Annotated in this window: 25 protein-coding genes and 1 tRNA gene; 13 read left to right on the top strand and 13 right to left on the bottom strand. The window is 66.1% G+C overall.

Annotated features, from left to right (window positions below):
- Together aroB and C3E99_RS13560 are read right to left on the bottom strand one after the other, a co-directional pair.
- Window positions 1-1,107: a 3-dehydroquinate synthase gene (gene aroB / locus C3E99_RS13565; RefSeq protein ID WP_104959955.1), complete on the bottom strand. Its 1,107-nt coding sequence runs from the start codon at window positions 1,105-1,107 to the stop codon at window positions 1-3.
- Window positions 1,095-1,658 carry a shikimate kinase gene (locus tag C3E99_RS13560; RefSeq protein WP_067187173.1) on the bottom strand — a complete coding sequence of 188 codons (564 nt, stop codon included), beginning with the start codon at window positions 1,656-1,658 and terminating at the stop codon, window positions 1,095-1,097. The genes aroB and C3E99_RS13560 overlap by 13 nt, the downstream gene beginning before the upstream one ends.
- Before the next feature lie 107 nt (window positions 1,659-1,765).
- Here C3E99_RS13560 and C3E99_RS19835 point away from each other — a divergent pair, with 107 nt between their 5' ends.
- The 5 genes from C3E99_RS19835 to C3E99_RS13540 all read left to right on the top strand — a co-directional run bounded on the left by C3E99_RS19835 (window position 1,766) and on the right by C3E99_RS13540 (window position 7,442).
- Window positions 1,766-1,936, top strand: coding sequence for a hypothetical protein (locus tag C3E99_RS19835; protein ID WP_158682313.1), 171 nt, complete (start codon window positions 1,766-1,768; stop codon window positions 1,934-1,936).
- Window positions 1,933-3,753 carry a hypothetical protein gene (locus C3E99_RS13555; protein WP_076076894.1) on the top strand — a complete coding sequence of 607 codons (1,821 nt, stop codon included), beginning with the start codon at window positions 1,933-1,935 and terminating at the stop codon, window positions 3,751-3,753. Before C3E99_RS19835 ends, C3E99_RS13555 begins: the two co-directional genes overlap by 4 nt.
- Entirely contained in the window at window positions 3,746-4,633 is an 888-nt protein-coding gene (locus tag C3E99_RS13550) for a tyrosine recombinase (RefSeq protein ID WP_076076891.1), read from the top strand. Before C3E99_RS13555 ends, C3E99_RS13550 begins: the two co-directional genes overlap by 8 nt.
- A 61-nt stretch (window positions 4,634-4,694) precedes the next feature.
- Window positions 4,695-5,642, top strand: a complete 948-nt coding sequence (locus C3E99_RS13545; protein ID WP_067106173.1) for an acetyl-CoA carboxylase carboxyltransferase subunit alpha — start codon at window positions 4,695-4,697, stop codon at window positions 5,640-5,642.
- A 294-nt stretch (window positions 5,643-5,936) separates the two neighbouring features.
- Window positions 5,937-7,442 (top strand): M48 family metalloprotease, encoded by a 1,506-nt coding sequence (locus tag C3E99_RS13540; protein ID WP_199775016.1) that lies wholly within the window; start codon window positions 5,937-5,939, stop codon window positions 7,440-7,442.
- Between the two features lie 73 nt (window positions 7,443-7,515).
- Here the strand turns inward: C3E99_RS13540 and C3E99_RS13535 are convergent, their stop codons facing one another.
- Complete coding sequence (locus tag C3E99_RS13535; RefSeq protein ID WP_067113752.1) at window positions 7,516-7,695, bottom strand: Flp family type IVb pilin; 180 nt, start codon at window positions 7,693-7,695, stop codon at window positions 7,516-7,518.
- Between the two features lie 138 nt (window positions 7,696-7,833).
- Entirely contained in the window at window positions 7,834-8,013 is a 180-nt protein-coding gene (locus tag C3E99_RS13530; protein ID WP_067113754.1) for a Flp family type IVb pilin, read from the bottom strand.
- Window positions 8,014-8,116: 103 nt separating this feature from the next.
- On the opposite strand from C3E99_RS13530, the gene C3E99_RS13525 reads away from it, so the two are divergent.
- The gene (locus tag C3E99_RS13525; protein WP_076076886.1) at window positions 8,117-8,509 is read left to right on the top strand and encodes a (deoxy)nucleoside triphosphate pyrophosphohydrolase; all 393 of its coding nucleotides are present in this window, start codon (window positions 8,117-8,119) and stop codon (window positions 8,507-8,509) included.
- A 191-nt stretch (window positions 8,510-8,700) separates the two neighbouring features.
- On the opposite strand, the gene C3E99_RS13520 is transcribed toward C3E99_RS13525, so the two are convergent.
- The gene (locus tag C3E99_RS13520; RefSeq protein WP_234002479.1) at window positions 8,701-9,579 is read right to left on the bottom strand and encodes a methyltransferase type 12; all 879 of its coding nucleotides are present in this window, start codon (window positions 9,577-9,579) and stop codon (window positions 8,701-8,703) included.
- Window positions 9,580-9,690: 111 nt separating this feature from the next.
- On the opposite strand from C3E99_RS13520, the gene C3E99_RS13515 reads away from it, so the two are divergent.
- From C3E99_RS13515 to C3E99_RS13490, 7 genes are all read left to right on the top strand, one after another.
- A complete protein-coding gene (locus tag C3E99_RS13515) occupies window positions 9,691-10,503 on the top strand; it encodes a double zinc ribbon domain-containing protein (RefSeq protein WP_420894051.1) in 813 nt (270 codons plus the stop codon).
- A 4-nt stretch (window positions 10,504-10,507) separates the two neighbouring features.
- A complete protein-coding gene (grxC, locus tag C3E99_RS13510; protein WP_076076878.1) occupies window positions 10,508-10,774 on the top strand; it encodes a glutaredoxin 3 in 267 nt (88 codons plus the stop codon).
- The gene (locus tag C3E99_RS13505) at window positions 10,771-11,244 is read left to right on the top strand and encodes a DUF1178 family protein (protein ID WP_076076876.1); all 474 of its coding nucleotides are present in this window, start codon (window positions 10,771-10,773) and stop codon (window positions 11,242-11,244) included. Before grxC ends, C3E99_RS13505 begins: the two co-directional genes overlap by 4 nt.
- A gap of 49 nt (window positions 11,245-11,293) precedes the next feature.
- Window positions 11,294-11,370 (top strand) — tRNA-Arg (locus C3E99_RS13500).
- Window positions 11,371-11,879: 509 nt separating this feature from the next.
- Window positions 11,880-12,011, top strand: a complete 132-nt coding sequence (locus C3E99_RS20265) for a hypothetical protein (protein WP_267894964.1) — start codon at window positions 11,880-11,882, stop codon at window positions 12,009-12,011.
- A 59-nt stretch (window positions 12,012-12,070) separates the two neighbouring features.
- Window positions 12,071-12,712, top strand: a complete 642-nt coding sequence (locus C3E99_RS13495; RefSeq protein WP_104959954.1) for a lasso peptide biosynthesis B2 protein — start codon at window positions 12,071-12,073, stop codon at window positions 12,710-12,712.
- A 146-nt stretch (window positions 12,713-12,858) separates the two neighbouring features.
- The gene (locus C3E99_RS13490; protein ID WP_158682312.1) at window positions 12,859-14,439 is read left to right on the top strand and encodes an asparagine synthase-related protein; all 1,581 of its coding nucleotides are present in this window, start codon (window positions 12,859-12,861) and stop codon (window positions 14,437-14,439) included.
- 11 nt (window positions 14,440-14,450) lie between these two features.
- On the opposite strand, the gene C3E99_RS13485 is transcribed toward C3E99_RS13490, so the two are convergent.
- The 8 genes from C3E99_RS13485 to C3E99_RS13450 form a co-directional block, all read right to left on the bottom strand.
- Window positions 14,451-16,619: a prolyl oligopeptidase family serine peptidase gene (locus C3E99_RS13485; RefSeq protein ID WP_104959952.1), complete on the bottom strand. Its 2,169-nt coding sequence runs from the start codon at window positions 16,617-16,619 to the stop codon at window positions 14,451-14,453.
- Window positions 16,609-19,143, bottom strand: coding sequence for a TonB-dependent receptor (locus C3E99_RS13480; RefSeq protein ID WP_104959951.1), 2,535 nt, complete (start codon window positions 19,141-19,143; stop codon window positions 16,609-16,611). Before C3E99_RS13480 ends, C3E99_RS13485 begins: the two co-directional genes overlap by 11 nt.
- Before the next feature lie 101 nt (window positions 19,144-19,244).
- Window positions 19,245-20,231 carry a FecR family protein gene (locus C3E99_RS13475; RefSeq protein ID WP_104959950.1) on the bottom strand — a complete coding sequence of 329 codons (987 nt, stop codon included), beginning with the start codon at window positions 20,229-20,231 and terminating at the stop codon, window positions 19,245-19,247.
- Window positions 20,228-20,767 carry an RNA polymerase sigma factor gene (locus C3E99_RS13470; protein WP_234002478.1) on the bottom strand — a complete coding sequence of 180 codons (540 nt, stop codon included), beginning with the start codon at window positions 20,765-20,767 and terminating at the stop codon, window positions 20,228-20,230. The genes C3E99_RS13475 and C3E99_RS13470 overlap by 4 nt, the downstream gene beginning before the upstream one ends.
- A 323-nt stretch (window positions 20,768-21,090) precedes the next feature.
- The gene (locus tag C3E99_RS13465; protein WP_104959948.1) at window positions 21,091-21,702 is read right to left on the bottom strand and encodes a GntR family transcriptional regulator; all 612 of its coding nucleotides are present in this window, start codon (window positions 21,700-21,702) and stop codon (window positions 21,091-21,093) included.
- Window positions 21,699-22,577, bottom strand: coding sequence for a phytanoyl-CoA dioxygenase family protein (locus C3E99_RS13460; protein WP_104959947.1), 879 nt, complete (start codon window positions 22,575-22,577; stop codon window positions 21,699-21,701). Before C3E99_RS13460 ends, C3E99_RS13465 begins: the two co-directional genes overlap by 4 nt.
- The gene (locus C3E99_RS13455; RefSeq protein WP_104959946.1) at window positions 22,574-23,200 is read right to left on the bottom strand and encodes an acyl-homoserine-lactone synthase; all 627 of its coding nucleotides are present in this window, start codon (window positions 23,198-23,200) and stop codon (window positions 22,574-22,576) included. The genes C3E99_RS13460 and C3E99_RS13455 overlap by 4 nt, the downstream gene beginning before the upstream one ends.
- 105 nt (window positions 23,201-23,305) lie before the next feature.
- On the bottom strand, window positions 23,306-24,058 hold the full coding sequence (locus C3E99_RS13450) for a LuxR family transcriptional regulator (protein ID WP_234002477.1): 753 nt from the start codon (window positions 24,056-24,058) through the stop codon (window positions 23,306-23,308).
- Window positions 24,059-24,356: the final 298 nt, after the last annotated feature.

The following is a 24,356-nucleotide window of genomic DNA, read 5'->3' as shown; positions in this document are numbered from 1 at the left end:
TTAGGTAGCCTGCTGCCCGTCCAGAAAGGCCGCCACCGCGTCGAGCCCGTAGGCGTCGGTCACGAAGCTTTGCCCGATGCCGCGCGTCAGAATCAGCGGCAGCTTGCCGCCGCGCACCTTCTTGTCGTGCGCCATATGCGCCGCGAGCGCCGCGCCGCCGCTGTTGACCCCCGCACTCGTCAGGCTGTGCGGCAGGCCGACGCCGGCGAGATGGTCGCGCACCCGTGCCGCGTCGGCGGCGGAGCAGAGGCCGTGGGCGGCAGAGAATTGATGCGCGAGCACCATCCCCGCCGCGACCGCCTCGCCATGCAGCAGCCGGTCCGAATAGCCGGTCTCGGCCTCGAGCGCATGGCCGAAGCTGTGGCCGAGGTTGAGTAGCGCGCGCACATCCTGCGTCTCGCGCTCGTCGGCGGCGACGATGCGCGCCTTGGCGGCGACGCTGTGCGCGATCGCCCGGTGCCGCGCCTCGCCGTCGCCCGCGAGCAGCGCCGCGCCGTTCGCTTCGCACCAGGCGAAGAAACCGGCGTCGTCGATCAGCCCATATTTGACCACCTCGGCATAGCCCGCGCCCAGCTCGCGCGGCGGCAGCGTCGCCAGCGTCGTCGGGTCGATCACCACCAGCGCCGGCTGGTGGAAGGCGCCGATCAGATTCTTGCCTGCGGCGACGTTGATCGCGGTCTTGCCGCCGACGCTGCTGTCGACCTGCGCCAGCAGGGTCGTCGGCGCCTGGATGAAGGCGCAGCCGCGCTTGACGATGCTGCACGCGAAGCCGACGAGGTCGCCGATCACCCCGCCGCCGAGCGCGATCACATGATCGCTGCGTTCGATGCCTTCGCCGATCAGCCATTCGGTGAGGCGTGCAAGGCCGTCCCAGCTCTTGGTGCCCTCGCCCGCGGGCAGCACGAAGGAGGAGAAGGAGATGCCTTCGGCGCCCAGCGACGCGCCGACGCGCGCCAGATAGGAATCGGCGACATGGCTGTCGGTGACGATCATCGTGCGCGGCCGCTTCAGCAGCGGCGCGACGTGCGCGCCGATCTCGGCGAGCAGCCCGTCGCCGATCAGGATCGGATAGCTGCGAGCACCCAGTTCGACCGTCAGCTTTTCCATTGCGATAGAGCCTCCAATATCGCGCGCACCGTATGCTCGTGCGGCTTGCTCGCCGAACTGACGCGCAGATGCGCCTCGGCATAGATGGGGTTGCGGACCGCCGCCAGTTCGCGCAGCACCTCGCCGGGGTCGCGGTCCTTCAGCAGCGGGCGGTGGCTGCGCCGCGCGACGCGCTCGACCAAAGTCGGGATGTCGGCGTCGAGCCAGATGCACAGGCTGTCCTTCAGGATCAGCGCGCGCGTCTCTTCGTTGATGAAGGCGCCGCCGCCGGTTGCCAGCACCAGCGGCCGGCCGGCGAGCAGCCGCGCGATCACGCGCCGTTCGCCGTCGCGGAAATGCGCCTCGCCGAAGCGCGCGAAAATGTCGGAGATCGTCATGCCCGCCGCGCGCTCTATCTCGTCGTCGGCATCGGCGAAGCGCATCTTCAGCCGGTCGGCGAGCCGTCGGCCGATCGTCGACTTGCCCGACCCCATCAGCCCGACGAGCACGATCGAACGCTCGCGGATCGCGGGGGGAACGGCCGGTGCCGGGCTTTTCGGGTTTCGCGTCATGCCGCGCGCGGCTATACCGCCCGCGCCGCGCGGGACAATCATTTTACCGCTCGCGCGGCGCGGCGTGGCTGTTTTGCGTCGCCGCCGGCAAGGATGGGCATGGACTATTGCGTGCGAAGGACGGATCGGGAAAAAGCCGCTGGATCGGGCGACTGGCCATATTGGCCCTGCTGCTCGCGGCCTTCGCGCTGTTGCTGCTGGTGCTCGGCCGGCCGATCGAACCGCGGATGATTGAGGTGGACGTGACCGACAAACTGGCCGAAAGCATGGCCCGATGACGCGCAAGCTGCTTGCCCTGACCCTCGGCCTGTCGGGCACCGCGCTCGCCGCGGCGCTGGTGCTGCCCGCGATCGCGCAGGAATCGCTGCTGCCGGAGGGATTCGGCAGCCCCGCCGAAACGCCGGCGCCCCGGCCGGCCCCGACGCCCTCGACAAGTCCCGCGCCGACCCCTTCCGCCCGCCCGGTACCGCCCGCCGGCACTACCGTGACCCCGCCGCCGGTCGCTTCGACGATCGCCGCCGCCGAGCCGGGCGACGCCGCGACGGAGGAGGGGACCGAAGAAGAGGCGACGAGCGGCGGGCTGAAATACGACCTGCCACCCGGCGCGCGGCGGCTGCTCACCCGCATCGGGCCGCTGACGCCCGAAACCGGCGGCCTGGCGCCCGACGCCTTCGGGGTGCGCGGCCAATATGCCGCCGCGATCATGCGCGCGACCAGCGGCACGCTCGCGTCGCGCTGGGGGCAGATATTGCTGCGCCGCGCGCTCGCCTCGGCGATCGATACGCCGGAAACGATCAACGGCGCCGACCTGGCGGCCGAGCGTGCCGCGCTGTTGCTGCGAATGGGCGAATCGACGACCGCGCGGCGGATCGTCCAATCGGTCGATTACGACCGCGCGACCCAGCGGCTGGTCGCGGTCGCGCAGCAGACCTATCTTGCCAATGCCGACCCCGCGGGCCTGTGCGCCTATGTCCCCGCCGGTCTCGCGCACGGCGACGAGCAGGCATGGCGGCTCGGCGCGGCGATCTGCGCCGGGCTGTCGGGCGAGGCCGGGCCGGCGGGCTGGGCGATCGGGCGGGTGCGGTCGAGCGGCAAGATCGCCAATTTCGACATATTGCTGGCCGAGCGCGTGCTCGGCGCGACCGGCGCCGGACGCCGCTCGACGACGATCGAATGGGACAAGGTCGACCGGCTGACGAGTTGGCGCTTCGGCATGGCGACCGCGACCGCGGTGCCCATCCCCGACCCGCTGCGCGCGTCGGCGCCGCCCCAGATGCGCGGCTGGACGGTACTCGCCCCGATGACCGAAATGCCCGACCGCATCGCTGCCGCGCCCTATGCGGCGGCGCGCGGCGTGCTGTCGAGCGACGCCTATGTCTCGCTGCTCAGCGCCGCGGCGGGCGAAGAGGAGCCTTCGGAGGCGCTGGAGGAGCAGACCGACCGGCTTCGCAGCGCCTTCCGTGCCGCGAACGGCGCCGACCGCTATGCCGCGATGCAGACATTGTGGAGCGCGGGAACCGGTCCGGCGGCACGCTATGCCGCGATGGTGGCGACCGCGCGCGCGGCGGCGGGCCTGCCGCCCGCGACCGACGTCGGCGACGATCCGTGGCAGCTCGTCGGTTCGATGCTGACGGCGGGTTACGACAATAATGCGATGGCGTGGGTTCCGACCGTGTCGGTCGGCAGCCGCGCCTGGGGCATCCTGGCGGTTGGCTCGCCGCGTCCGCTGAACGGGACGACGTCGGGGGCGATCGGCAATTTCGCGAGCGACGACGACAGCGCCGATGCGCTGCGCAGCAAGCTGCTGCTCGCGGGGCTTGCCGGGCTCGGCCGGATCGACGAGGGACAGGCGGCATCGGCGGCGAGCGATCTCGGCATCAGCCTGTCGAAGCAGACGCGCTGGACGCGCGCGATCGAGGCGGCGGCGCAGCGGCGCGAACCCGGCATGGTCGCGCTGCTCGCCGCGGCGGGGATGCAGGGCGACTGGTCGAAGATGCCGCCCTATCACCTCTATCATATCGTCCGCTCGCTGCGCGAGGTCGGGCTGGGATCGGAAGCGCGGATGATCGCCGCCGAAGCGCTGGTGCGTGTCTGACGCGGCGCTGATCGACCGCTTCCTCGAGATGATGGCCGCCGAGCGCGGCGCGTCGCGCAACACGCTGGCGGCCTATCGCCGCGACCTGGTGCAGGCGGCGGAATGGGTGCGCGGTCCGCTCGCGGCGGCCGATGCCGCGGCGCTGCGCGGCCTGATGGCGGAGTATCGGACCCTCGCCGCGAGCAGCGCCGCGCGCAAGCTGTCGGCGCTGCGCCAGTTCTTCGCCTTCCTGCTCGACGAGTGCGAGCGGGCGGACAATCCGGCGCTCGACATCGCCCGCCCGGCGACGCGGCGGCCGCTGCCGCGCATCCTGACCCACGATCATGTCGACCGGCTGTTCGCGCAGGCGGGCGAAGAGGCGGACGGGGCGGCGCCGCCGGCGTCGGCGGTGCGGATGCTGCTGCTGCTCGAGCTCCTCTATGGCTCGGGCCTGCGCGCGAGCGAACTGGTGTCGCTGCCGCGCCGCGCGGTCGCGGGCGGACGCGACTATCTGATCGTGCGGGGCAAGGGCGACAAGGACCGGCTGGTGCCGCTGTCGGCGCGCGCGGGCGCGGCGCTGGACCGCTGGCTGCCGCTGGTCGCCGAGGGAAGCCCGTGGCTGTTTCCGTCGGGCAAGGCGCATCTGTCGCGCGTGCGGCTGTTCCAGATGCTGCGCGAACTCGCCGCGCGCGCCGGGGTCGATCCGGCGGCGGTCAGCCCGCATGTGCTGCGCCACGCCTTTGCGACGCACCTGCTCGAAGGCGGGGCCGACCTGCGCGCGCTGCAACTGATGCTGGGCCATGCCGACATCGCGACGACCGAAATCTATACCCATGTCGACAGCCGCCGCCTCGTCGAACTGGTCAACCGCCGCCACCCGCTCGCGCGGATCGACGAATAGGACCCGCCCCCGTTTCCGGCAGGCGTTGACCTGAACGCCCCATCCGCCTAGCGAATCCGGCATGACAGCCTTTCTGGACTTCGAAAAACAGGTCGCGGCGCTCGATCGCCAGATTGCCGAACTGCGCGAGATGGGCGACGATCCGTCGCTCGATATCGAGGGCGACATCGCGCGGCTGGAGGCGAAATCCGCGAAGATGCTGCGCGATATCTATGCGAAGCTGACCCCGTGGCAAAAGACGCAGGTCGCGCGCCATCCCGACCGGCCGCATTTCAAACATTATGTCGCGGGTCTGTTCGACGACTGGATGCCGCTCGCCGGCGACCGCAATTTCGGCGACGATCAGGCGATCCTCGGTGGGCTCGCGCGCTTCCGCGGCCGCCGCGTGATGGTGATCGGGCACGAGAAGGGCGACGACATCCCTTCGCGCATGAAGCATAATTTCGGCATGGCGAAGCCGGAGGGCTATCGCAAGGCGATCCGCCTGATGCAGCTCGCCGACCGCTTCGGGCTGCCGGTGGTGACGCTGGTCGATACCTCGGGCGCCTTCCCCGGCATCCAGGCCGAGGAGCGCGGCCAGGCCGAGGCGATCGCGCGCTCGACCGAGCAATGCCTGGCGCTCGGCGTGCCGATGGTCGCGGCGATCGTCGGCGAGGGCGGTTCGGGCGGCGCGATCGCGCTTGCCGCCGCGAACCGGGTGCTGATGTTCGAACATGCGGTCTATTCGGTGATCTCGCCCGAAGGCTGCGCGTCGATCCTGTGGCGCACCGCCGACAAGGCACCCGACGCCGCCGCGGCGATGAAGATGTCGGCGGAGGACCTGCTCGCGCTGAAGGTGATCGACCGCATCGTCCCCGAACCCGTCGGCGGCGCCCACCGCGCGCCAGAAGTCGCGATCCAGTCGCTCGGCGACGCGATCGCGGGCGAACTCGACGCGCTGTCGGGCCTGCCGCGCGATGCGGTGCTGGCGGCGCGCGAGGAGAAATTCCTCGCGATGGGGCGGGCCTGAAGGGGAACCCGTTCGCCGACGATGGCGTTCTTCTTCAAACCCGCTCCTCGAACGGAGGGCGGAAAGGAAAGGCGACCATGTCGTTTGCGAGCACGTCCAGCGGGGTCCAGATCTTTCGTTCTTCGTCACCCTGAACTTGTTTCAGGGTCCATGGCCTGCCCTCCGCTGAAAAGCGGCGTAAAGGACAGGTCTGGCCATGGATGCTGAAACAAGTTCAGCATGACGAGCGAGAGAGAAGCATGATTCGCCGGCCATGGTTCGCAAGCGGCGGACAGTGAAAGCAGAGGGAGGCATATGATGGCCCGCAGGACGACGACGATAGCACTCGCGGCGCTGGTTGCAGGCTGCGCCGCGGCCGGAAGCGGCATCGGCTCGCCCGCCGATGCCAAGGCGGTCAGGACCGCGACCAGCATCTCCGCCGCCGACCGCCAGCAGGGCAGCGAGGCGCATCCGCAGCTCATGGCCGAATTCGGCGGCGCCTATGCCGGCGCGCAGGCCGCCTATGTGAACCGCGTCGGGCAGAATATCGCGGTGCAGTCGGGCCTGTCGCGCAGCCCGAGCGATTTCACGGTGACCCTGCTCAACTCGCCGGTGAACAACGCCTTCGCGATCCCCGGCGGCTATGTCTACGTCACCCGCCAGCTGATGGCGCTGATGAACGACGAGGCCGAACTGGCGGGCGTGCTGGGGCACGAGGTCGGCCATGTCGCGGCGCGGCACAGCAAGAAGCGCCAGTCGGCGGCGACGCGCAACACCGTCCTCGGCGTCCTCGCCACTGTGCTCGGCGGCGCGATCGGCGATAATGGCGGGCTACTCGGCGGTCTCGGCGGCCTGCTTCAGAACAATGCGATGCAGGTCGCGCAGCTGGCGACGCTCGGCTTTTCGCGCAGCCAGGAACTGGAGGCCGACCAGCTCGGCGTGCAATATCTGAAGAGCGCGGGCTACGACCCGCTCGCGCTGTCGACGATGCTCGCCAGCCTCGCCGCGCAGACCAGCCTCGAAGCGCGCCTGTCGGGCGGCGACGCGCGCTCGCTTCCCGAATGGGCGAGCACCCACCCCGACCCCGCCTCGCGCGTCCGCAACGCCCAGACGCTCGCCGCGCGGCAGGGTACGGGCGGGGTGCGTAACGCCGACGCCTTCCTGGCATCGGTTAACGGCGTGCTCTACGGCGACGATCCGGCGCAGGGCGTCGTCGAGGGGCGCGAATTTCTGCATCCCGACCTGAAACTGCGGTTCGAGGTTCCGAACGGCTATGGCATGCAGAACGGGACGAGCGCGGTGTCGATCAGCGGCAACGGCGGACAGGCCCAATTCTCGACCGGCGCCTACAATGGCGACATGAACGCCTATATCGCCGCCGTCCTCAAGGAAATCGGCGGCAAGGCCAATCTGACGCCGGGCACGATCCAGCGCACGACCGTGGGCGGCATCCCCGCTTATTACACGACCGTCCGGGCCAACAGCCAGTCGGGGCAGGTCGACGTCACCGTCTTCGCCTATGAATTTTCGCGGACCAGCGCCTTCCACTTCGTCGCGCTGACCAAGGCGGGCGGCAGCGGCGTGTTCAATTCGATGTTCACCAGCCTCCGCCGGCTCAGCACCAGCGAGGCGGCGGCGATCCGGCCGCGCCGCGTCGATGTCGTGACGGTGAAGAGCGGCGACAGCGTCGCCAGCCTGGCGCGGCGCATGGCGTACAGCGATTATGCCGCCGAGCGCTTTCAGGTGCTCAACCGGCTGGCGGCGAACAGTCGCCTGACGCCGGGGCAGAAGGTGAAGATCGTCACCTACGCCAGCCGCTGACACGAAAAAGGGCGGTGCATGCACCGCCCTTTCCCTGGATTCTGTCATCCGCGAAGCGGATGGAAGAGGCCGATTACGCCTTGCTGTTGGCGTTGGTCAGCTTGCCGTCGACCTTGTCGAACGTATTGCTGACGCTCGAGCCGACGTTGGTCAGCGCGGTGATGGCGGCAACGGCGATCAGCGCCGCGATCAGGCCGTATTCGATGGCAGTCGCGGCCTTGGTGTCGCGAACGAATTTCTTGAAAAACTTCATGTCTGGTCTCCTGGTAGGTCACTTACCCCGTTGACGATCTGGTCGGTGTCAACATCTGCGGGATTTACGGGCAATTGGTTTTGAAAAGTTTAATGCCGGACGCCGGAATATGCGCGATTCGGCTTGGAAACCGCCGGATCAATTCTTGTTCGTCGCCGTGTCGGTGGTCGTCGACACGCGATTCCACATATTGGCGGTCGACGTTCCCACGCCCCCCATGGCGGACACTGCGGCGATGAAGATCATCGCCAGGATCAACCCATATTCGATGGCTGTCGCGGCCCTGGTCGACCGCAGCAGCGCGAGAAACTTGGCCATTGTTCCGCCCCTGCCCCAAATGTTACGTCCCGAAGCGGCCGAATTTTGCACAGGAAGGTTAAGGAATTTGACTGTCCCCGACGCGCCCCGCGACGCGCAAAACATGCTTCTCGTGGTCGCGGCGGCGCTCGTCGACCGCGACGGGCGGATTCTCGTCCAGCAGCGGCCCGCGGGCAAGCCGATGGCGGGATTGTGGGAATTTCCGGGCGGCAAGGTCGAACCCGGCGAGACGCCCGAGGCGGCGCTGATCCGCGAACTGGCCGAGGAACTGGCGATCGACGTCGATCACGCCTGCCTCGCCCCCGCCTGCTTCGCGAGCGATACGCTCGGCAATCGGCACCTGCTGTTGCTGCTCTATGTCTGCCGCAAATGGCGGGGAACGCCGGTGGCGCAACATGCGACCGCGTTGCGCTGGGTGCGGCCAGTCGAACTTTACGGCCTCGACATGCCGCCCGCCGACCTCCCGCTGATCGGGCTGCTCGAAGCGCTTGTTTAAAGCGGCGTGTCATTAGAGATGACGACATCAGACGGACTCGTCATTGCGAGCGGCGAAGCCGCGCGGCAATCCAGAGTAGGCATAAAGCGCCCTGTCTTGCTTCGCTCCGCTCGCAATGACGAAATGGGTCAATGCAAAGCCGCGGCCGCCGGCAAGCTTGCGCTACGCCGGTAGCCGCCCCGGCTCGACGATTATCGCTTCGGCTTCAGCGCCTCCGTCAGCGAGGCGGAGCCGCTGCCGCGTCTTGCCGGCTGTGGCTGGTCGGGGTGCGGCGCCCAGCCGCTGAAATGGACGAGCCGGAATTGCTCGGCGATACGGCCGTCGGGGTCGGCGCCGGCGGCGAAGGCGAGCGCGATCCGCGCCGTTTCCTCGCGGATCAGCGGCGGCGGAGCAGGGGACAGGCGGCTCGCCAGCCCCGCGGCGCGCAGGTCGCGGGCGAGGGCGAAGACGTCGCCATAGCGCACGGTCAGCGCCTCGACATCGACCACGGGCAGCGCAAAGCCGGTGCGCTGGAGCAGATTGCCCATCGCCGCCAGGTCGATCTGCGGGTGCATCCGCGCGACGGGGCGGACACCCTCGGCCATCACCGCGCGGCGCAGGCGTGGCAGGCTGCCGTCGCCGACGAAGGCGCCGAGCAGCAGCCCGTCGGGCGCGAGCAGCGCGCGCAGGCGGACGAGCGCGCCGGGCACGTCGTTGACGCCGTCGAGCCCGCCGGGCCACAGGATCAGGTCGAAACTGGCGAAGGGCAGGTCGATCGTGTCGGCTTCCCCGACCAGCGCGCCCGCCTCCATCCCCACCGACGCCGCGAGCGCCGGCCCGGCCTCGAGGATCGACAGCGCGGTCCCGGTGCCGCGCAGATGCGCGATCAGCGCGCCGTCGTGCGCGCCGATCAGCAGCGTGCGCGGAAAGCTGCGCGTGACCATGGTCAGCCGGTCGAGCAACGTCTCGGCGATGATCGGGGCGAGGAAATCGGCATCCTTCGGCAGGCGCGCCATCCGGTCGCGCTGGGCGCGATGGCGCGCGGGGGAAAAGAGCGGGACGGATGAGGCGGGGGCGGGAGCGGACGGCATGGCGCGCTTGTGCCGCTCCGGCCGATGCTTCACAACCCCAAGATGGCGATGCGCGCGGGGGAAGAGGGGCAGGATGCGGCGCCGCGGCGCTGGAATGGGTCGCTGCTGACGATGGTGCGGAGCGTGGCACGCGGCGTCGCCGACTATGCGCTGCCGCCGCGCTGCCCCGCCTGCGGGGTGATCGTCGGCGACGACCGGCAATTCTGCCTTTCCTGCTGGTCGTCGCTCGATTTCCTCGACGGACCTGCCTGTTCGCGCTGCTCGATCCCGTTGCCCGATGCGCCGGCGGGCATCCCGCTCGAATGCGGCGCCTGCCTTGGCGACCCGCCGCCTTTCGACGGCGCCCCCGCCGCCGTCGCCTATGGCCCCGCCGCCCGCACCGTCGCGCTGCGGCTCAAATATGGTCGCCGGCTCGGCCATGCGCGGCTGATGGCGCAGTTCCTCGCGCGGCCGCTGGCGGCGCTGACGGCGGGGGAAGAGGACGGCGAACCGCTGCTCGTCCCGATCCCGCTGCACCGCTGGCGGCTGTGGTCGCGCGGCTTCAACCAGGCGGCGCTCGTCGCCGACGCGCTGGCGCGGCACAGCGGCGTCGCGCACGATCCGCACCTGCTCGTCCGCACGCGCGCCACCGCGTCGCTGCGCGGCAGGACGAAGCGCGAGCGCGAACGGATCGTCGCCGGTGCCTTCGCGCTGGCACCCGCGGCAAGGGCGCGTGCCGCCGGGCGGCACCTGATTCTGGTCGACGACGTGCATGCGAGCGGCGCGACGCTGCGCGCTGCGGCGCGGGCGCTGCGGCGGGCCGGGGCGGCGCGCGTATCGGCGCTGACCTGGGCGCGCGTGGTGCCCGGCGCGGCGTCGCCCGTCGATCCGATTGACTTTGCCATGCTGGATTCCGATATGGACGGCAGGATGATGACGGGATAGCCGCATGGCGACGATCGAGATCTATACCAAATTCTTCTGCCCCTATTGCACGCGGGCGAAGGCGCTGCTCGACGGCAAGGGCGCCGCTTATGAAGAGATCGACGTGACGATGGATCGCGCGGGCTTCGACGCGATGGTCGCGCGAACCGGCGGACGGCGCACCGTGCCGCAGATCTTCATCGACGGACGGCACATCGGCGGCAGCGACGATCTTGCCGCGCTCGATGCGAAGGGCGGGCTCGACCCGCTGCTGGCGGCGGGGCGGCCGTGATCGTCTTCGACCTCAGCTGCACCGCGGGCGAACATCGCTTCGAGGCGTGGTTCGCCAGCAGCGACAGCTTCGCCGATCAGCAGGCGCGCGGCCTGATCGCCTGCCCGATCTGCGGCGACAGCGCGGTGCGCAAGGCGGTGATGGCGCCGCGCGTGGGGGCCAAGTCGAACCAGGCGGGCGGGGCGGTGGTCGCCGCGGTGCCGCCGGGCGAGCCGGCGAATGCCGTGCCGGCAGAGGTCGTGCGCCGCGTCCTCGCCGACATCGCGGCGAAGCAGGCGGAGATGCTGCCGCAGTCACGCTGGGTCGGCCGCGAATTCGCCGATGCGGCGCGCGCGATGCACGAGGGGCGCGCTCCCGAAAACCTGATCCACGGCCAGGCCTCGCCCGAAGAAGCCCAGGCGCTGCACGACGACGGCATTGCGGCGATGCCGCTGCTCGTGCCGGTCGTCCCGCCCGATCTCGCCAATTGACGACGGCAAGCCCGCGCCGGTAGAGAGGCGGGCGCTGCCCCGGCAGCACGCGCCCGTAGCTCAGCAGGATAGAGCATCAGATTCCTAATCTGGGGGCCACAGGTTCGAATCCTGTCGGGCGCACCATGTTTTCAATGACTTAGGTCACATCCTTTCGATTGCCAAACCTTTCAGCAATCACCTAGCAATCACCGCGCTGAGAAATTTGGATCGCTCTCTGGCAGGGGTGGGGAGCGATTTACCGCAGCAGCGGACATGACGGCCCGAGGTTTTGCGATGTGAGGTATTGTAGGAATCGCTGGTTCGGGAGCACGGTACGTCCACTGCGACGAACTGGGTCCGATACATCCACTCACGGTTTCAGTTATCGTTGAAATTGCTTGGACGACGAGTAAAATAATACTGCGTTCGGATTGCTGAGCGCGTGACCGGGTTCTGGCACGAATGTCCAGGCAGTCAGCTAAAGGTGTCAGTGTGCATGCCCGACGTGCGCTTTCTATAGCTCGGTCACTCTTTTTTGTATGTCTTCAGATGGCATCCGATAATAATTGAATTATTAAATGGATCGGCTTTCCTTCTCTTCATAATTTGGGACTGCGGTTCATTTCGGCCGCGATGTTGAAAAGGAAAGTGACATGAAAACGCATGACGACGTAATCGACCTCGGCGCAGCACAGGACGAAACCAATGGCGCGCTGCCGGTCGGTATTCCGGACGTTCAGCCCGGCGACCGTTTCATCGTCGGCGGCATCAGCACCGACGATTGACTTGGCGTGTGGCGTGCAGTCCGCGCACTGCACGCCACTGCTTTGTCCGAGCCGCGCTTATGAAGGCGACCGTCTCTCCCCCGACGCACTGGTGTCAGGTTGGCGATACATTCGTTTTTCTGGATTTGACCCGCGATCGATATTTCGCGCTGGAGCCAAGTGCGGGAGAGCGCTTTTCCCGGATTGTCTATGGCGAGCCGGGCGAAGGCGACCGCGAATGGTTGGCTGCCAGATGCCTGCACAATCTTGCGGCGCCAATTGAACAATCCTGCCAACGATTTATCTCACCGACGCGCAGTTTGCTGGAAGATCCAGACCTTGGAAAAGCTTCGGTGGAGCAAACTGCGCGCGCCATATTGTCTCTCGCAATAGCACGGCGAAGCGTTCGTCGGACTGCCTTAGCGAAAATCCTGTCGGATTTTCCGCGCTGTAAACCGCAGCCGCTGATCATTCAAAAGGCGCAAGCACGCGAAGTCGCTGCCGCATTTCAGCGAGCGCGACATTATATTTCCGGGCTTGATGAATGCCTCGGCCGCGGCATTGCCATGCGCCGTGTGCTGGCCGGGAAGGGGTGCGAGGCTCGGCTGATAATCGGCGTGACCTTGCCCTTCGCTGCGCATTGCTGGGTCCAGCTCGACGAGACCGTTTTGACTGATCCGCTTGATCTTGTGGCCCCCTACAAGCCTATCCTCATCGTCTGATGCCTGGCTATTTCCGCCTCGAAATCTCCCCATCGGACAGACGAGCGCATCTAGGCGAGGCCGAGGCAGGGATACCGGCCTTCGCGCTTCCCGGCGCCAGGCTATGGTGCGACGAGACACCTCTAGACCTGCACGGGCACGGTTATTTGGTCGGCCATCTGTTCGAGCGGGCTGGAACGGGCCGCCGCATTCTGGATCTCGACGAGGCGGCGACGGCGAAAATCATTGCGTCGGGCGGCAGATCGCTCGTTTCTGATTATTGGGGCGGCTATGTCGCAGTTCTGAAGAGACCCGATGGCGCCATAACGACTTTTCGGGACCCCTCGGGATTGCTGCCTTGCTATTATCGCGAGGAGGGCGCCGACATCAAATTGTCGAGCGACGCCGCGGAACTCGGCCGACGCGGCGGTGTCGATTATGAAGCGATCGCCCGGTTTCTGGCTAGCGCAGGCGCACCGAGCAGGGAGACCTGCCTTGAGGGCGTAAAGGTGCTGCTCCCGGGGGAATGCCTGACAGCATTACGTGGTTTGCGTCGCTTCGAAAGTTGGTGGTCGCCATGGGAATGGACGAATGTCACTGAAAGCGGATTCCAAGCTGAAGCCCACAAACTCCGAGAGGTCGCAACCCGCTGCATCGAGAGTTGGGCGTCCAGTTTCAATTCCACTCTGATCGGCGTGTCGGGGGGCCTCGATTCCTCGATCGTTGCATGCGCCGCCGCTCGCCGCGCGGCGACCCTTCATTGCCTGACGATGGTCGAAGAAGATGCCATCGGCGATGAGCGCCGCTATGCTTCCGTCCTCACCAAGGCCATTGGCGTGCCCTTGCTCGAAGCCCGCTATGACCTGGGCGAAGTCGAAATCGGTCGCGCAGTGGCGCCGCATCATCCCTGGCCGCATGCACCATATTACATGCAGGCAATCGCTGCCGTACATGAAGAGCTGTGCCGCGAGCACCAAATTGATGCGATTTTTTCAGGCAATGGCGGTGATAATATCTTCTGCGCGATCCGCAGCGCGTCACCGTTTGTCGATCGTTTCCTGACGCAGGGTCCGGCGCGCGGGCTTGTCGACACGTTGCGAGATCTGAGCGAACTTACCGGAGCTAGCGGAGCCGTGATCTTGCGGCTCGCCTGGGATCGATATCGTGACCTTCGCCGCCCGGTGGCATTGCATCGCGACTATTCTGGCCTTTCATCCGCTGCGATCGCCGCGCTCGCTCGTTCTGTAGCCCCACATCCATGGATGGAAGCGCCTGAAGGCGCGCTACCTGGCAAGGCGGCGCATGTCAGGCTGCTCGCGCGAGCCCAGCGCAGCGTCGAACTCTATCCACGGCGTACCCATGCGCCGCATGTCGCGCCGCTTCTGTCTCAGCCCATTGTCGAAACATGTCTTTCGATCCCGACCTGGCAGTGGATCGAAGGCGGTCGGGATCGGTCCATCGCGCGGGCAGCTTTCCAATCCATCCTACCTGAGCAATTGCTGCGCCGCACGTCCAAAGGCGGGCCGGGCGGCTTCATGCAGCGCATATTTCAGGCGAACGCCGAGGCGGCCGGCGATCTACTTCGAAATGGTCTGCTCGCGCGAGCAGGCTTGCTCGACCTCACGATCTTGGAAGGGGCATCGCAGCCGACCGTGGACGGGTTCGAAAAGGCGCAGCGGATTCTGACGATTTGCGCCGCCGAAAGCTGGGTTCGTTCGTGGACCGACGTAGAGCCGTCACGACGCTAGCGCCGTTCGGTTCATTGTGTTCGCGCGCACCTTGGGCTCCATTGCGCTGCCATCTTCTCCCAGCGATCAAAAACGCCTCTGTCCTCCAATTCGGGATCGCGCCGACCACGAAGCCAGAAGTCGAACCAAGCCAGATTCTCGCGCATCGCGCGTTGCCGGTTGACCGGAATATGAAACAGATGCGTCTCGTCGGTGGCAGCGGTTTCCCCAGGATAGAGACTGATCTGCGCAGGCACCTTGGCGTCGCGGAGCGCGGTGTAGAAATCGATCGCCCCCGCAAAAGGCGAAGCCATTTGCTGGAGAACTGGAGCGCACACCTTATCCGCGCGAAGTGATGGCGACAGCTGGCGATACGCTTCGAGATGGCTGCCGGAGGGTGGGCCGCCGAAGACGGCGTGGTATCCCTCTTTCGGGTCTGAATAGGAAGCGGGTTCAAGATAATTCCCGTCCCCGCTGGAAGCCGCGTCGAATATCTCTGATTGGGTCACAGCGACATTCACCATTTGGGAGCCGCGGCTGTATCCCGCTATGCCAACGCGGTCGGGGTCGACAACGCCCTCACTTACCAGTTCGGCGATCGCATCTTCGAAACTGTAGACGCCGTTGAGCCAGATCAGTTCGCGGAGCTTGGCTGGGCCGAGAGCGCCTGGGCCGCTCGACCATTCCATATAGGCATCCCACAATTCCGCCTGCTGCCGCGCCGAAGGATCGTTCTGAAGAATGACGACATATCCGCGCTCGGCGAACAGCTGGGCGGGATAGTTCCATTGCATGTCGGAACTCGCGAAGCGCTCATCGGCGTCGCTGCCGTGCGTGATGACGATGGCCGGATAACGCGATTTCGCACGGTAATCGCGAGGCCAGATGATGAATCCCGTCGACCGATAGCCTCGCCGGTTCGTCCATTCATGCGGCGTCACGCGCAGCGGCGCGATCGTCTCATGGATGGGCGAGAGCGATGCGAGTTCACGCACACGCCCCGTGTCCGGAACGACATGCACGAGCCGCGGGGCTTGATTGAGGGATTCCTCGACGCAAATTCCCCATGCGAGATCCTTGCGGAAATCGCAGGCGGTCAAGCTGCCGGGCCGGATAAGCGGCCGAGCGCGCCGACCGGTGAGCAGGACCAAGCCGTAGCGCGGATGCGAAAGCGTTCGCACGCCAAGCAGCGCTGCCCGCCCGTCCGGCGAGAGCCAATTTCCCGCCGAACGCGGGTCGCCGATATAAAATGGCTGGGGGCCATAGTCGATTTTGCGGCCGTCGGCGCGTGTCTCGGTAAGGGCGAGCATGCTTCCGAAGCCTTCGCTTGCGAGCCCACCTCCATTTGGACCGCGGACCAGGCCGATCGCCGGAAAGCTGGAGCCTTGCCCGACGGGACGGCTCGCCTTGGTCGCAAAGCTCCAGGCAAAGGTTCCGATGCCACCGGTCTTTTCCGCGCCCGTCTGCTCCAATTGGTAACGCGGTCCTTCGCTGGTCCATTCGACGTTCCCGCCATAATAGAAGGCGAGCCGATCGCTCGATGGCCGCGATTCGACGAGCCACTCCTCGCCCGTGGCCGATCGTATTCGCAGTTCGACCATTGCCTTTATCGGCGCGCGCCGCCGATTGCGCTGAGCGACCACCGCCGCGTCGATGGCCACCTCGACCGGCTCGGGGTTCGGCTTGAGCGTCGCATACCACAGCCATTGTCCATCGGGCGACCAGTCGTGATACAATATGCCGATCCGGCGCGGCGCACCACTCCGTACCGCGAAGAGTCCGCCTTCGGTCTGGCCGACGGTAACGAGCGCATCGCGTTCGACAAGGACCTTGATCGTCCCTCGTGCATCCAGCTCATGGAGTTGAAGACCGTCTCCGCGATCGATCAGGAGGCTCCAACCCCTGCCTCCCGGCAGCGGCTTGAGCTGTTCCGCGCTTGAAGCCCGGAGTATCTCGCGGGAGGCAAGCGAGCGCAGGTCGAGAAGGTGAAGGATCGAGACGGTTTCGTTCTTCTCGATGTCCGCTCGCCGTTCGATATAGGCGAGCGATTGGCCATCGGGCGCCAGGCTCAGATCGAAATCCGCGGGAACAGTAACGATGTCCTCCACCGTCCAGCGCCGGCCTTCATTCGAGCCTGCGGTCTGTGCGCTACCGATAGCGAGCGACAGGACGAGCGGCAGCAAATGAGCCTTACCAGTCATGGCGCACCGTCACGCTCAGGAAGCGGCCGATCGCCGACCCATTGGTCGTGTCGAAGGGTGTGTCGAACGGCGAGGTGGTGAAGATCGGTTCGGGCTTGCTGTTGAAGATATTCTGCGCGCTCAGCGCGATTTCCGTCCCGGCGCCGAGCCGAAGCCGACCGGTCAGGTCGAGCGTCGTCGATCCACTAATCTTGACCTGCACAGGCCTTCGATCGTCTGTGACGCCGCCGCTGTGGTTCAGAAATGCGGCAAGCGAGAAGGACTGGCCGCTGAACGTGATTCCCCCGCGCGCCCGGAAATGCGGAGGGTGGAAGATCGTCCCGGCAAGCTCGGTCGTCGGCACCCCGGGCAACAACTGCTGGCTGCTGTCGAGCCAGGTGCCAGTCGGGTTCAGGCTCAGCTGCTGCTTGCTACTGAGGTCGAAATCATATCGCACCGCTACGTCGACGCCGCGATACTTCTGCCGCGCGACATTGCGGTCACGAGCATCGAGAAATGCGACGACCCGTACTGGATCGTAAGGAAATCCCGTGATGTTCTGGAGCCCCCCGTCCGCGCCGGCGATAATATCGTCAAGCAGTTCCGGCGTGGGGTTGAATGTAATCAGATCAGCATAGACCGGATTGTCCAGCACGCCTGCTCCGGACGCGAGCGGCGGCGCGACACGGTCTTTATAATCGATCCGGAAATAGCTCGCCGAAAGCTCCAGCCCCCGGGCCGGCTTCACTGTGGCGCTGAAGGTCCAGTTTTCGGAACGTTCAGGCTCGAGCCGGTCGTTCGGTCCGAGCGCATAGGCGACTGTCGAGCCTGCCGGATATCCCTGGCCGAAGCCTCCGACCGGCACGAGCAGCGCAACATAGCCCGAATATTGCTGATAAAGAGTCGGGAGCTTAAACGACTTCCCCCACGACAGCCCGAGCCTCACCTCTTCGACCGGGTCGTAAACGAAGCTGAGCTTCGGCGTGACGATGTCGCCGGAGTCTGAATAATCTTCGTAGCGCACCGCGCCCGTGATCGAGGCCCGGTGCGCGATGCCAAGATTCTGGTCGGGACTGGCGAGCGGAAGCAGGAGCTCCCCATAGGCAAAATGATTGTGGCGCGAGCGCGCTACGCTTTGCGTGCCGATTTCGGATTTGAAACGGTTGGTGCGATAGCCGCCGCCGACTGCCAGCCGTGCGGCGCCCGCAGGGAGATCGAACAGCGAACCCTCCAATCCCGCTTCCACCGCAATATTTCGATTGAAGAAATGGCGTGCGATTGCGGTGCTCGGCGCACCGCCGCTGAAATTCTGGCTAAGTCCATCGGTTGTGTCGGTGCCGAAGAACACGCCTGCTTTCAGCTTCCAGCTGGACGAGAGTTCTGCCGACAATGTGGGTGCTAAACCGAATGTCTCGAATTCGGTGCGCGCCTCGAGCCCGGACGCCCTGAGCGGTTGTCCCACCGTATATCCGGTGGCGGTTTTCATGATCCCGCTCTTGTAAATGAGGTCTGCGGCGAGGGTTACGCCGCCGCCCATCGACTGGTGTCCGCTGAGCAAAACCGCGTGCCGGCGAAGGGCAGGAAAGAGTGTGGAATCGGGGTTGTTCGCAGACGCGTAGCTGCGATCTTTCGCGCGGATTGCGGAGCCGCGCGAATAATCATAGGCGGCGATGATACCGCCGCTCGACCAGGTTGTTCCGCCGAGAAGATTATATTGCTGCTGAAAATTGCCGCCGTCGGTCGACAGGCCGAGCCGCGCGCTGGTCGACACGCCCTCATAGTCGCGCTTGAGGAGAATATTGACGACCCCGGCCACCGCGTCCGCGCCATAGATGGCGGAGGCTCCGTCGGCGACGACCTCGACGCGGTCCACTGCGGCGATGGGAATGGCGCTGACGTCGATGACGGAATTGACGCTGCTGTAGGCGAAGCGATTGCCGTTGATCAGTGTCAGCGTCGCATTCGGCCCGATACCGCGCAGGTTGAAAGTCGATGCGCCATTGGCGTTGACGTTTTCATTCGCCGCGCCCTGCGAGTTGCCGATCCCAGGGTTCTGGCCCCCGCCAAAATTCTGCGGTAGGCTGCGAGCTACTTCGCCGAGATCAGCATGGCCGGCATTGCGAATGTCTTCCGAGGTCACGCGGATAACCGGCGTTGCCGTCGGCGCCCCCGTTATCCTTGATCCGGTCACGATGATCGGCTCGGCTCCATTATCACCCGCATTTGCAAGCGGCGTGCCTCTCGATATGACGACCGAACCGGCTTCGAACCTTGCCACGAGCCCGCTTTTGGCCAGAAGCGCTTCGATCGCTTCGCGCGGTGTCAGCTCGCCTTTCAGCGGCGGCGCGGTCTTGCCTTCAAGATCGCGCGAAGAGGCATAGAGTTCGATGTCGGCAACCGCGGCGGCGCTGCGCAGCGCGTCGCCGAGATCCTGCGCGGGCATATCGTAGGTCTGGCGCTGCTGCTGCATGGCCAGCGCCGCCGCCGGCGAAAGACAGGCAGCGCTGCCGATCAGCAGCAGGGCCAGCGAACGGGACTTTTTCATTAAAATTACTCCCCCTTATTCTCGGCCGTGCTTCAGGCAGGCGGCCAGTGGGGGTGCGTTGACGGGGCGATGCGGGGCCCCTTAGTCTGAGAATGAAAAAATTATCGGCGACGCAGATGAAGGGCGTCCGCCTCCGGTACCACGCGGAGGTCGAACAGGCTTGCAATGCGGTCGGCGAAGCGTTCGGTCTGGCTGATGTGGAAGCGGCCCGACACCTCGAGAGCCGCAGTCGCACTGTCGTCGATCATGATCGGCAGCACGGCATAGCGGTTGGCCTCGGCAACCAGCCGGTCGAGACGTATCGAGCGATATTCGGCCCAGCCATCGGGCCAGCTTTCGGGAATTTGGGCCTCCGGGGCAACAGCAAGTCGCTTGCCGTCACCCTGATAGGTCAGCGTCTCGCCTCGGGAGAGTGTCGTCGCCGGTTCGGCCTTGGCGCCCATGCGCAGTTCGGCCTTGCCGCGCCGCAGGGCCGCGGTAACGGTGCCCGCCTCGTCGATGCTCAGGTCGATCTCGGCATCGTTCGCCATGGCCCCGCCTTGCCCCGCCTCGATATGAAGCGGGACATCCTGCCTCGCGACCGCAAGGCGTACCCGGCCTTTGACCAGGCGGACGCTTCGCGCGCCGTTCGCCAGGGCGACGTCGAGCCGACTGTCGGTATCGAGCGTCGCGCTCGATCCATCGGCGAGACGGAAGGTGCGGATCTCGCCGCGCTGCGTTACCAAAGGTTCGGCGGCGCGCGCGACCGCGCCGCTTCCGGGCTGGCCGGGAAGGGAGGCGCCTCCCGCCCCGATCGCGACGATCAGAAGCGCCAGCGCTGTCGCTGCGGCGCCCCACGGGAGCCAGCCGCGAACGCGGCCCCGCCGCGCATCGGCATGGCTGGCGCCGTGGCGCTGAGATGTCTTGAGCACCGCGAGGGCCGACATCCGGCGTTCGGCGCGTTGGTAGGCATCGCGGTGATCGGGCGAAGCCGACAGCCAGGCGTCAAATTCTGCGCGCAGCTTCCTGGCATCTTCGCCGCGCATCTTGATCAGCCAGGCGCTGGCGACCTCGTCGACGGGATAGTTGCCGTCGCTTGCTCTGCTCATTGGCCGACGTCCACCACCTTCGAAATCTGACCGAGCGCCTTCATCATATGATATTCCACTGTCGCGATGCTGATACCAAGCTGCTCATGTATCTCGCGATAGGTGAGTTCGTCCACCCGGTGCATCAGGAAGACGCGCCGGGTTTTGGGCGGCATGGCGTCGACGGCCGTCTCGTAGAGTCGTAGAAGGTCCGCGGCTTCGAGATTCCATTCCTGCGCGGCCGGGGTGACGGCGTCGCTCTCTTCGCGGAGCGGAAAGAAGACGGTTGGCGTGGTCTTGTGCCGCCGCGCGCGGTCGATGAGCAGATTCTGGGCGATGCGGCGAAGAAAGCCGCCCGGATTGACGAGCCGGTGGCGTTGCTCGCTTCCTGCCGCGCGCGCGAAAACCTCCTGCACGAGATCGGGCGCTTCCTCGGGCCCCGCCTTGCGGCGCAGGAAATGAAAGAGCGACGTGCGATGCATCCGATAGACGGCGTCCAGGTCATGCTCGGCATCAGCCCGCCGATCGACGGCCGGCGGCCGATCGTCGGGATGCACGTGGCAGGCCGAGGACACCGAAAAGGGTGGGCGCGGCGGGGCGCGGTCGCCGCAGGTACAGGAAGACACGACACATAATCCCGGAGGCACGAGCGGAACCGTCCAGCCGCGGCCGGATATCTCGCTCCCAGTGCTGTGCCGCCGTTCGGTCGCTTGTGCGAGCCATGGTCCGGTTGGGCCGCCGGTCCGGATGGGGACTGGCGCAAATGATGCCTGGCGAATTAGTCCGCGCAGGAGCTGCCAGCGATGCTCCTGCGCGGGGGAATCATGTCAATTATTGCCCGGCGTGACAAGGAAAACGTCACCCCACTTCGTGTTGGTGCTCAGGGTTGGCCGCCGGGATGCCCGGCAAGCGTCCGGGCGTAGCTCGCCGCTTCGTGTGCCCGCCGCTCGTGATAGCCGAGCAGGAGGTTGCGTATCTGGGCCTGCGGTTCGGCATCGGCAACGGCGGCTTCGATCGAGCGATACTCGGCCTCGACGTCGGCGAGGATCATGGCGTCGAAATGTCGCGATAGCTGAAGCCGGTCGCCGATCGCGGCGATGCTCGCGACGATCTCGCTGTTCGACGAGCGCTCGGCGATCGCGAGGAACAGGTCGGCGACGCGATCGGGATAGGGCTGGTCGGCGAGCACCAGTGCCGCCGGCCCCTTTGGCGCCGTCGCAAGGGCGGCGAGCAACAGGATCAGGTGCAGCTCGAGCAGGTCGCGAAACTCGGTCTCGGTGAGGCGGTGGGCATGGAAACCTTCGCCCGGCGTGAAGTCGACCATGCGCTCGCCATTGAGCCGGTAGAGGCTGTCGCGCACCGGGGTGACGCTCACCCCGAGGTCGTCGGCGAGACGCGCGGCCTCGATCCTCGTGCCGCTCGCCCATTCGCCCGTCATCAGCCGGCGCTTGATCGCTTCATAGGTCGGCTCGAAGACATGCGCGGGGCTCATTGGCCGCTCCTTTCGGCAGCGGCGAATTGGGCGACCGCAACTTCCTGGTCGGGAAGCAGCGCGTCGATTGCGCCGATATGCGCGGGCAATTGGTCTTGCAGCAGGACCGACGGGCACTGCCCCTCATAATTGCCGAGATTGGGGCGGTGCTGCGCATAGCCCGCGAGCGCGGCGAGCTCGGGCGAAAATGTCCTGGCGACCTCGGGTGGATAAGCGAGCCAGAGATTTTCATATGGCTTCAGCCAGCCGAGGCTGTAGCTGATCAGTACACCCCGCCGGACCTCTTTCGTGATGTTCGATCCCGCGCCATGCGCGGTGGACCCGAGGAAGCAGATCGCCGAGCCGGGCTCGCATTCTGCGATCTTGGGAAGCCCGAGATCCCTCTTCGCCATGCCGGCTTCACCGTGGCTCTTGGGAAAGATGCGCGTTGCGCCATTGTCCGCGGTGAAGGAGGTAAGCGGCCAGAGGATATTGACGAGATATTCCTGCTTGCCGGTCGCGCCGCGCCACATGTCCTGGTCGCGGTGCGGGAACTGGCGCACCTCGCCCGGATGAATCTCGATCGCCTGCGCGAGGTTGAGCTGGATGCGGTCGCATCCCGGCACCAATATCCTTTCGACCGCCGTAAGAATGAGCGGGTCGAGCACCAGCGGCGCGACATGCGGCGACCGCTTGAGCAGGCTGCCGAACCGCTTCGTGCGGCGGCCGTAGAAATTGCCTTCGCAAAAGGGCGTTGCCGCGAACACCGGATCGAGGTCGCGGGCAAGGGCGAGCGCCCGCCCGACCTGGTGATTGCGGAGGATGCAAAAGCCTTTGGCGTTTAGCTCGGCCACGAGCATGTCGATCAGATCGGCTTCGGTCAGATCCTTTTTCATTGCACTGTCTCCCCGCCATCTTCGAGGTGGAGCGAGATCGGGGCGTGGATGCCCGTGCGCTGAAGCCCGGCGAGCGTATCGCCGTCGATCCGGATGTGGAGCGCAAGCAGGTCGCAGCCGGCATCGCGCCTGGCTTCGCCCAACGCCCGGCAGTCCCATCCGAAGTGGCGGACCTTGTCGAACCAGCCTTGCTCGGCGACGCCGACATAATCGGTGATGCCATGGCGCAGCGCATAGTCGGCGAGCGCGGTCACAAGCTGGTTACGCGCATCGAGGCGTTCGGCGGCGCTCTGCGCGGGGTCGAGACAGAAGCGGCTGATCTCCCACACGCCTGCGCCGGACGGCGCGCTTTCGGTGCAGAGATGCGCATAATATTCCCCGAGCAGATGCGGCGCCGATGTCGGCAGCAGCCTTGCCGACGCCCGGTGTCTCAGATCATCGGGGTCGAGCAGGATCAAATAACGCGCGTCGGGCGTGTCGAACTGGTCGATCTCGAAGCGGCCGTCGAGCGCGGGAAGGTCCCATTTCAGAAGGTCGATGAAGACCTGCTTGCGGGCAGCGAACATCGCGCGCAGCGCGGCGTCGCCGGGCGCGTCCTGCGCCCGCGGGTTTTGGTCGATCATGATATGTCCTTGGCTTGTGGTCCAAGGATCAGACCATCATTCCCGCGGCGCGCCTATGCCCAGAACAGAGGATGTTTTTGGCGATTTCTGTTTCTGTTGTCGTCGTCAGGGACGGCCCCACCAGTCGTAGACATCCGAAAAGCCGATGAGCCCATCGAACAGGGCGCACAGGATCAGCATCTGCCGGCAGTGCACCGAATAGCGTTCGCGCGCGATCTTGAGATGGCGCACGACGGTGGCCTCGGTGATCCCCAATATGCTTGCGGTTTCGCCGGCGGTCTTGCCGCGCGCCGACCACAGCACACATTCGCGCTGCCGTTCGCTGAGCACCGCGCGGCGCTTGTATACGGCGGTGCCGACCAGCTGCCGCGCGGCAGCCAGTGCGACGGCACCGACGATTTCGGCGACATGGAGCATCTCGGCCGGGATGCTGGCCTTCGGGCTGACGGCGAAGGAGCAGGTCCCGGTCGCTTCGCCGGGGAGGTGTCGCGGAACCGTATATCCGTCGCCGATGCCGCTCTCGCGCGCGACCTTGAGCAATTGCCGGTCGCCGCGCGAGAGCGGGATATAGCGGTCGACGTCGCGCCATTGGAATCCGGTCAGCGATCTCTCGCTCGCGCGCCGGATCGGATCGGTGCCGCTGAGGTCGAACCCGACATAGACGTTCGCCCAGGCATCGGGATAATTGTGCACGAGCATCGAAGCGGCATCGCCGGCGCCGCGACGATCGAAGGCGAGCGCGAAAAGGTCGAAGCCCATGCGGCCGGCGGCATGGGAGAGGGCAGCGTAGAGCTGTTCTTCCTTCTCGGCGCCGGTAATCTGGTGTGCGAGTTCCTCCGTCAGTTCAAAATGCTTCACGTCATTCTATCGGCCGCCGGCACGTTCCCGACCCGCCCGCCCGCGGTCCGCTCCATGGCTCATCGCCGCCCGGTTCCTTTCCGGGCGTGATGAAGATGGACTTGGCTTACGACGGGTCCGCGCCTGACGGCGGGCCGCTGTTGCCGCGACCTCAGCACGCCATGCCATCGCGGTTTCGGTGTAACGACAAGAAATCGGGCGATAAAGTAGTCCGGCCGATCAATTGGGCCCAGATTGACCGCTAATATTTCCATCACTTTGCGCGTGAGGAGAGGCATCGGTCATCGGCGGGCCCGCA

The sequence above is a fragment of the Sphingopyxis sp. MG genome (assembly GCF_002953155.1).
GTDB lineage: Bacteria > Pseudomonadota > Alphaproteobacteria > Sphingomonadales > Sphingomonadaceae > Sphingopyxis > Sphingopyxis granuli.
Note: the sequence above shows the minus strand (reverse complement) of the source record. Positions and strands in the feature narration are given on the sequence as shown.